This window comes from Roseitalea sp. MMSF_3546, from assembly GCF_030732865.1.
Classification (GTDB): domain Bacteria; phylum Pseudomonadota; class Alphaproteobacteria; order Rhizobiales; family Rhizobiaceae; genus Roseitalea.
This window is the reverse complement of the sequence record NZ_JASHKB010000007.1, coordinates 155,734-163,796: the sequence shown is the minus strand read 5'-3', so window position 1 is coordinate 163,796 and position 8,063 is coordinate 155,734. Positions and strand designations below refer to the sequence as shown.

The 8,063-nt window shown below is 69.4% G+C and carries 10 protein-coding genes; 2 read left to right on the top strand and 8 right to left on the bottom strand.

From position 1 onward, the window contains the following. Positions 1–75: 75 nt before the first annotated feature. A complete protein-coding gene (locus RBB34_RS08205; RefSeq protein WP_306118711.1) occupies positions 76–1,623 on the top strand; it encodes an L-aspartate oxidase in 1,548 nt (515 codons plus the stop codon). 205 nt (positions 1,624–1,828) lie between these two features. After that, positions 1,829–2,704, top strand: a complete 876-nt coding sequence (gene nadC, locus RBB34_RS08200; protein ID WP_306118710.1) for a carboxylating nicotinate-nucleotide diphosphorylase — start codon at positions 1,829–1,831, stop codon at positions 2,702–2,704. On the opposite strand, the gene RBB34_RS08195 is transcribed toward nadC, so the two are convergent. The 8 genes from RBB34_RS08195 to RBB34_RS08160 all read right to left on the bottom strand — a co-directional run bounded on the left by RBB34_RS08195 (position 2,705) and on the right by RBB34_RS08160 (position 8,033). Further along, positions 2,705–3,238, bottom strand: coding sequence for a tyrosine phosphatase family protein (locus RBB34_RS08195; protein WP_306118709.1), 534 nt, complete (start codon positions 3,236–3,238; stop codon positions 2,705–2,707). Beyond that, a complete protein-coding gene (locus tag RBB34_RS08190; RefSeq protein ID WP_306118708.1) occupies positions 3,238–3,864 on the bottom strand; it encodes an HD family hydrolase in 627 nt (208 codons plus the stop codon). Before RBB34_RS08190 ends, RBB34_RS08195 begins: the two co-directional genes overlap by 1 nt. After that, a complete protein-coding gene (locus RBB34_RS08185; RefSeq protein ID WP_306118707.1) occupies positions 3,857–4,726 on the bottom strand; it encodes a folate-binding protein YgfZ in 870 nt (289 codons plus the stop codon). Before RBB34_RS08185 ends, RBB34_RS08190 begins: the two co-directional genes overlap by 8 nt. Before the next feature lie 83 nt (positions 4,727–4,809). After that, a complete protein-coding gene (locus RBB34_RS08180) occupies positions 4,810–5,559 on the bottom strand; it encodes a hypothetical protein (RefSeq protein WP_306118706.1) in 750 nt (249 codons plus the stop codon). A 51-nt stretch (positions 5,560–5,610) separates the two neighbouring features. Beyond that, complete coding sequence (locus RBB34_RS08175) at positions 5,611–5,874, bottom strand: hypothetical protein (RefSeq protein WP_306118705.1); 264 nt, start codon at positions 5,872–5,874, stop codon at positions 5,611–5,613. A gap of 150 nt (positions 5,875–6,024) precedes the next feature. Then, a complete protein-coding gene (locus tag RBB34_RS08170; protein ID WP_306118704.1) occupies positions 6,025–6,378 on the bottom strand; it encodes a TIGR02301 family protein in 354 nt (117 codons plus the stop codon). A 113-nt stretch (positions 6,379–6,491) separates the two neighbouring features. Further along, positions 6,492–7,517 (bottom strand): DUF3179 domain-containing protein, encoded by a 1,026-nt coding sequence (locus RBB34_RS08165; RefSeq protein WP_306118703.1) that lies wholly within the window; start codon positions 7,515–7,517, stop codon positions 6,492–6,494. Positions 7,518–7,604: 87 nt separating this feature from the next. Continuing rightward, positions 7,605–8,033, bottom strand: a complete 429-nt coding sequence (locus tag RBB34_RS08160; protein WP_306118702.1) for an NUDIX domain-containing protein — start codon at positions 8,031–8,033, stop codon at positions 7,605–7,607. Positions 8,034–8,063: the final 30 nt, after the last annotated feature.

Sequence of the window (8,063 nt, the reverse complement as noted above, 5' to 3'; positions counted from 1 at the left end):
CTCCCCCCTTGAGGGGGAGATGTCCCGAAGGGACAGAGGGGGGTATCCTCGCCAGACGGATGGCGGCAGTCGCCCATGACCGCGCCCATCCTCATCATCGGTGGCGGGCTGGCCGGCCTGTTCTGCGCGCTCAAGCTGGCGCCGCGCCCGGTGACCATCCTCGCCGCCGCGCCGATCGGCCGGGGCGCGTCGTCGGCCTGGGCGCAGGCGGGCATCGCCGCCGCCGTCGCGCCGGGCGACACGGTCGAAAGCCATATCGCCGACACCATTGCCGCCGGCGACGGCATCGTCGACGAGGCGGTCATCGCGCTGATGGCATCGGAGGCGACCGACCGCGTGCACGATCTGCTCGAATTCGGTGTGCCTTTCGACCGCGATCTGGGGGGCCATCTGGCCGTCAGCCGCGAGGCGGCGCACAGCCATTCGCGCGTGGTCCGGGTGCGCGGCGACATGGCTGGCCGCGCCATCATGCAGGCGCTCGTCCATGCCGTCGGCGAAGCCACCCATATCCGCGTTCTGGAAGGCCATGTCGCCGAGGACCTGATCGTCGAGGAGGGCCGGGTGCGCGGCGTCGTCATGCGGGGCAAGGCCGGCGCGGGCGCGCCCGAACCGCTGCGCGCGGCCCATGTCATCATGGCCACCGGCGGCACGGGCCATCTCTATCAGGTCACGACCAACCCGACCGAAGCGCGCGGCGGCGGCATCGGCATGGCCGCGCGCGCCGGCGCCCGCATGGCCGACATGGAGTTCGTGCAGTTCCACCCCACCGCCATCGATGTCGGCCGGGACCCGGCGCCGCTCGCCACCGAGGCGCTGCGCGGCCATGGCGCAACCCTCGTCAATCGCGCCGGCGAGCGCTTCATGGCCAGGCTGCATCCCGATGCCGAACTCGCCCCGCGCGACGAGGTGGCGCGCGGCATCTTCGCCGAGGTGCAGGCGGGCAGGGGCGCATTTCTGGATTGCCGCAGCGCCGTGCCGGACTTCGAATCCGAGTTTCCGACCGTTCATGGCTATTGTCGGCAGGCCGGCATCGACCCGGCGACCGATCTCATTCCCGTCGTGCCGGCCGCGCACTATTTCATGGGCGGCATCTGGACCGATATCGACGGGCGCACGTCGCTGCCCGGCTTTTCGGCCTGCGGCGAATGCACCGCCACCGGCGCCCATGGCGCCAACCGGCTGGCCTCGAACTCGCTGCTGGAGGCGGTGGTGTTCGCGGCGCGGATCGCCGAGCGCCTGAAGGTCGAGGTCGGCGAGGTCGCCCCGCCCGACTGGGGCGAGGGGTCGATTGCCGATCCCGACGCGCGCACCGAAAGCGACCATGACGCGATGGGCCGGCTGCGCGCGGTCATGAGCGCGCATCTGGGCGTCGTGCGCGATGGGCGGGGGATGCGCGCGGCGCTGCGCGCGATCCGGGCGCTCGAGGCCGACAATGTCGATGATGCGCGTTTTGCCAATGTGCTGGTGACGGCCAGGCTGATCGCCATCTGCGCGCTCAACCGCACCGAGAGCCGCGGCGGACACTATCGGACCGACTACCCGGACCCGGACCCCAAATGGTGCCGGCGCACGCTGCTTACCCTCGACCAGGCGGAAGGCGCGGTTGAGGATTTGTTGCGGTGAGGGCCGAGTTCCGGAATTCCCCATCGCCCCGCTTGCGCGGAGAGGGATGCGAGGCTTGGCCGCGTCAGCGGCCTAGCCGCAGCTGGGTGAAGGGATTTGAGGCCGATCCCCCGCATCCAACCGCGACTGGCATTCGTTGCACGAATGCGGTCTTGTATCGTTCTCCCCGCAGGCGGGAAGACGAAAGGCGTACCGGAGAGGCCCGATGACCAACCCATTCCCACCGAGCCTGCCGGCGCTGATGGTGGAACGGGCCGTGCGCGCCGCACTCCGAGAGGATCTCGGCCGGGCAGGGGACATCACCACCGCCGCCACCATCGCACCCGATGCCACCGCGCGTGCCGTCCTCGCCAGCCGGCAGGCGGGCGTTCTGGCCGGCCTGCCCATGGCACAGGCGGCCTTCGCGCTGATCGGCGGCGTTATGCGGTTCGAGGCCCGGCGCGCCGATGGCGACCGCCTCGTGCCGGGCGCCGTGATCGCCGAGGTTTCGGGCAATGCGCGCGCCCTCCTGTCCGCCGAGCGGGTTGCGCTCAATTATCTGATGATGCTGTCGGGTATCGCCAGCCACACCGCGCGCTTTGCCGAAGCGATCGCCCACACGCCCGCGCGCGTCTGCGACACGCGCAAGACCGTGCCGGGCCAGCGGACATTTGCGAAATATGCCGTGCGCTGCGGCGGCGGCGCCAACCATCGCTACGGACTCGACGATGCGGTGCTGATCAAGGACAACCACATCGCCGTCTGCGGCGGCGTCGCCGAGGCGGTGCGCGCCGCCCGCGCCCATGTCGGCCACATGGTGCGCATCGAGATCGAGGTCGACACGCTCGATCAGATGCGCGCCGCGCTGCCCGCCGGCCCGGACGCGGTCCTGCTCGACAACATGGATGTCGACACGCTCCGCCAGGCGGTCGCCATCAACCGCGCCGACAATGGCAGACGCGTGATGCTCGAGGCATCGGGCAATGTCACGCTCAAGACGGTCGCCGCGATCGCCCGGACCGGCGTCGACTATATCTCCACCTCGCAGATCACCATGGCCGCGCCGACGCTCGATATCGGGCTCGACGTGGTTGTGGACTGATCAGAACAGACCCGCATCCTCCGCGCGCAGGGGCAGCACGAAGGGTTCGCCCTCAAAGCAATCCGCGCCGCGTCCGATCGCGCCGATCGCCGCGACCATGCGGCCCTGGCGGCCCAGCATGGCATCGCCCAGCGCCACCAGGCGCCGATTGGGCGTCGCCGTCGGCGAGCGCAGGCGCAACTCCCGCGCCAGTTCGGCCTCCTCGCGCGCCGGATCGAGCGCGGCGGCGATGACATAGGCACTCGCCGTTGAGCGCGACACGCCGGCAAAGCAATGGATCAGAAGCGGTGCGGCGCGGTCCCAGCGGCGGGCGAAGTCGACAATGGCGCGCATATGCGCTTCGGCGGGCGAGACCAGCCCCGGCGCGGCCGCCGCGATATCGTTGAAGCTCAGATGCAGATGGCGGTCGGGCGCGATTCCGGCCGGCCGGTCGACCGCGGTGCCCTGGCTTAGCACGGTGAGCATGTGGCCGGGCCGGTGGCGCCGGGCGGTCTCGGCCAGCCGCGCCAGCGAGCAGACGACAAGATAGCTCATCAGGCGCTCCGCCGGGCGGGCGCGGCACCCGCCTCGAGTGCGCGGAAACGCGCAAGGAATGCCGTCTCGACGGCATCGGCCGGCTGCGGCTCGAGCGGCAGCGCGTCGGGCGTGACGTCTCGCGGCCGGCCGAAATAGGTGTGCGCCTCGGCCCTGGAGAAACCGGCCAGATGCGTCGCCTCATAGAAGGCGGCGATCTGGTCGGCGCGCTTGATCAGCGCCCTGGTCCGTTGCGGCGTCTGGGCGGGCAGCGAAAAGCGCAGATGGATCGCCGCCTGCAGCCGCTGCTCGACGGCCCGGTAGTCGCCGCCCATGACGTGCTTGAACGGCGAGATCATGTCGCCGATGACGTATTCGGGCCCATCGTGCAAGAGCGCCATCAACAGGGTGCGGTGGTCCGCGCCGGGTCTGAGGCGGCGCACGATGTCCTCGACCAGCAGGCAGTGCTGACCCACGGAAAAGGCGTGCGGCCCGAATGTCTGTCCGTTCCAGCGCGCCACCCGCGCAAGGCCGTGGGCGATATCGGAAATCTCGACGTCGAGCGGGGAGGGGTCGAGCAGGTCGAGCCGGCGCCCGGACAGCATGCGCTGCCAGGCGCGCGGCGGAGCGCTGTCGCGGTCAGGCATCGTCGGTCGCTGCCGTCTCCGGCCAGCCATAGCGGACGCCGGGCGGCAGGTCGAAGTCGAGCGCCACCTCGCCGGCGGCAATCGTCTCGCCCCGTGCGCGCGCCTTGCCGATCCGGTCGAGCCGGACGATGGCCAGCCCATGGCGGCCGACGACGGTGCCCAGCGTGCCGGCCGGCTTGCCGCCGGCGACGATCTCGGTGCCGGTCGGCGGCAGATCCGCGCCCGCCGAGACGATCACCACGCGCCGGCGCGCCGTGCCGCGATGCTGCATGCGGCTGACGACCTCCTGGCCGACGAAGCAGCCCTTGGCGAAATCGATCCCGCCATTGTGGTCAAAGCCGATATCGTGGCCGAACGCTTCGCCCGGCGGAAAGTCGTGCGGGCTCTCGGCGACGCCATGGGCAATGCGCAGCGCGTCCCACGCGGCGACGGGCGCGGGCTCGGGCAGGGCGGTGCCGGCCGGCAGCACGTGTCGACGCACCTTGTCCGGCGGAAAGCGGCTGTCGGCCAGCGTCAGGGTGGCCTCGTCATCGGGCATCGCTGATTCACCGTCCCAGGAAACGGCGACAACCGATTCGTCCTGCTTGGCAAATTCGGCCTTCGAGCGCAGCTTGTAGAGCATCATCCGCTTGAGGAAATCGTCTGCGGCGTCCGATCGGATATCGATGACGAAGCCGGCGCCGTCGCGGCCGACCAGAAAGTCGAACAGCACCTTGCCCTGCGGCGACATCAGCGCGCAGGCGCGCGCCACGCCCTCGGGCAGCGCTTCGATATCGGCGGTCAGCACGTTGTGCAGAAGGTGCTCGGCGTCGTCGCCGGTCACCGCGATCACGCCGCGCCCGGCCAGTGTGCAATGGGGCATGTTCGGTTCCCTGATAGTCCTTTCCGGAACGTAGGCCGCCCATTCGCCGACAGCAAGCCGCCAGCCTGGCGGCACCTGGCCGGTCAGTCGCCGGCGACGAAGAAGAGCCAGCGCCCCTGCGGCGTGATCGCGGCGCGAAAGAAGATGTAGGCGCCGAACATGCGCATCTCCTCGTAATCGCCCGCGGTGACCAGCTTGAACAGCTCGACCCGTTGTTCCGGCGTCAGCTCGTCGAGCGGCAGGGCGAAGAAATACGGCCAGACATAGAGCTCGTTTTGGGTGCCCGCGTCAAAGCGCACATAGCCGGCTTCGAACACTTCGAGCAGGATGGCCAGCATTTCGTGGCCCTGGGCGTCGCCGGAAATGGCGCGCAGGTGCGCGATCGGGTCGCCCTCGACCTCGGCGAGCGACAGCCGCGTCGCGCCCGGCCCGGTGCCGAGCAGCGGGCGCAACCGCTCCGGATCGCCCGAGCGCGCCGCCTCCATGATCCTGGCGCGCATTGCCCGAACCGGCTCGGGCAGCTTGGCGATGTCGTGCGAGATCTCGACATGGGTGCCGTCATCGCCGGCCCCGGTCTGGCTGCGCGCCGGATCGGTGGTGCCGGTGGGCGCCGGTGGGGCAGGGGGCACGAGCGGGTTGTCGGGATCCTCGCCGCCGAGCGGGGCCGGCACCGGAACGACGCCCGAAGGCGGCGGGGCGACATCGAGCGATTGCGCTGCGGCGGCGCCGGCAAATGCGACGCCGGCAAGTGCGACGCCGGCAAGCGCCATCGCCGCCAGCCGGAAGAGCGTCCCCATGGAACGCCGCGCCGCCATCGCTCCCGTCCGTTCCATACGTTTCGTCCGTGTCGTCGAGGGCGCGCGGGCAAGCGCCACCGCCGCGCGCTATTGCAAGGTGCGAATGCGTGTGAACTCGCCGGCCACCAGCCGCTGACGGATCTCGTCGATCGCCGCCAGCGCGGCGTCCTCGCCGCTCTCGTCGACCAGTTCCTCCAGTGCGGTGGCGATCGCCGCATCGGCCAGTATGTCCGTCTCGATCCCCTCGAGCATGCCGTCGACCCAGATTTCGGACTGCATCTCGCGGGCGGCCTGACGCTTCTCGTTGGTGATCGCGTCTTCGAGTTCGCTGAGCTTGTGTTCGGTTTCCATGGATCGTTTCCAGCCCGTCAGGTCGTCGGTCTGACACGGACATCGCGCGTTTTGGCGAGCTTATCAAGGCGAACGGCAAAAATCACGGTCAACATACACCAAGCGTTAACGGTCCGTTATGAAATGGCACCACCGTGCCGGCCGCGCCGATCACTGCGTGCCGAAGGTGTTGATCAGCTCGCTCGCCAGTTGCCGCGCTTCCTCGACATAGCGATCGGCCGCCGAGCGGGCCTGATCGGTGCACACGATGTAGACGCTGTCGAAACTGCGATATCCCTTGTTGAAGCTGGCGATCAGCCGGGCGCGCCGCGCCGGCTGGGGCTGTTCGGCCGACAGCAGCGCGCTCATCTGGTCGCGCCATTCATTGGTCGGTTCGGTGCACAGATTGCGCAGATAGTGGATCGCACCCAGCCGCTCGGCCAGCCGGTTGAGATGCTCGTCATAGGGCGCGGTCACCGGCTGCGCCGAGGCGGACGCGACCGCCAGCCAGAGCGCGGCCGCCATCGACAGTGTCAATCGTGTTGCTGGTCTCGCCGAACCCATGCGCGCGCCATCCACCGGTTTTGGTCCAGTTGGCATTCAAATGCGGCGCGGGCAAGCCGGCAGGGCATTTGCGGTTAATCGCGCGCGATGGCAACGCCCGGATGGAAGGCATGGGCGACGAAGGCGAACGTGACGTCGTAGGGCACGTCCGCGCCCTGGCGCTGCACCAGCACGGTGCCGACATCGCGGCCCTGGGCGATGCGCGCGCTGTCGAGCGCGGAGGCCTGGCCGGCATTCCAGCTCAAGGTCAGCCCGTCGCGCTCGATCTGCCCCTCCTCGGCGATGGCATTCATGGTGATCAGGAACGGGTCTGCGCCCTTGCGCGGCACGATGACGACGCGTTCCATCGGGTTTATGTCCTCGGGAAGCTGGCCGTCATAAAGGAACGGCAGCGATGTGTCGTAGCTCACATAGGGGTTGCGGCCATAGTCGCGCATCCGCGCGTTGCTCGGCACGAGAACGCGGCCATTGGGGTTCTGCTCGGCGAATTCGGCCCAGGACTGCAGCCGCGCCGGCACCAGTTCGAGTAGCGTGCCGGTCAGTTCGCCGACGATTGCCTCGCCGGTGAATTGCTGCCACCAGGTCTCGGTCTGCCGGTCATACATGATCAGGTTGGAATCCTTGAGCTTTCCCGAGACGCCGAACTCGAGCACCCGGCCGTCGACCGTGCGCTCGAAGACGGGCGCCGAATTGCACAAGGGGCAGTAGGTGACCGCTATCGGCGTGTCGCCGACCACGTCGTTGACGATCTCGTGCCAGGTCAGGATGCGCAAGGGGTAGGCGCGCGCATCGCCCCCGATCGTCACGCCGACCACCGGATCGGTCGGCGCCAGATCGTCATGGCCGGGCACGAACTCGAACACCGGATTGTCGATCGACGGAATGCCGTCGCGCGGCGGCCCGCCCGACAGGATGCGGTCCAGATCGACCGATGCGGTGTCGAAATCGGTCTGCCAGCCCTCGGCCTTCCAGCGCAGCGTATCGGCCCTGGTCGGTGCGGTCGCGGTGGCCGCGACGATCCCGAAGACGGCGGCGATGCCGGCAACAGACGCAATGCGCGTGAGGGTCGTCCGCAGGGACGTCGTGACGTTTCGGGTCATGGCTGCCTCGCGTGCTGATGTTCAACGGACCCTAGGTCATGCGCGCGGGCGACCAAAGTCACGCCAGGTCACGATTGCGTGGTGCGATCAGCGTGCGGCCAGCCGCCGCGCCGTGGCCAGCGTCGTCGCAGTCATCGGCAGGCTTGCCATCTCCTCGACCGTCACGAATCGCAGTTCGGCCGCATCGTCGCCGGCGCGCGGCGAGCCCTCGGCGCGGCCGGTGAAGACGGTCAGCACGAAGTGATGATCGGGCGCACCGTCATGGTTTTCATCGCCGATCAGATCGACGACCTCGGCGAGGGCAAGGCTGTCCGGGTCGAGGCGCATGGCCGTTTCCTCGGCGATCTCGCGTGCCGCGGCCTGCCGGATCGTCTCGCCCCATTTGACGCGCCCGCCCGGAAAGGCCCACAGATCCGCGGCCGGTGGCCGCGCCCGGCGCGCCAGCAGGAACGCGCCGCTCGCCCTGTCGCGAAGGACGACCGAGACGGCTGCCTGCGGATAACGTCGACTGGACATGGGTTCCCTCATAGGGCGGGTTCCGCGCCG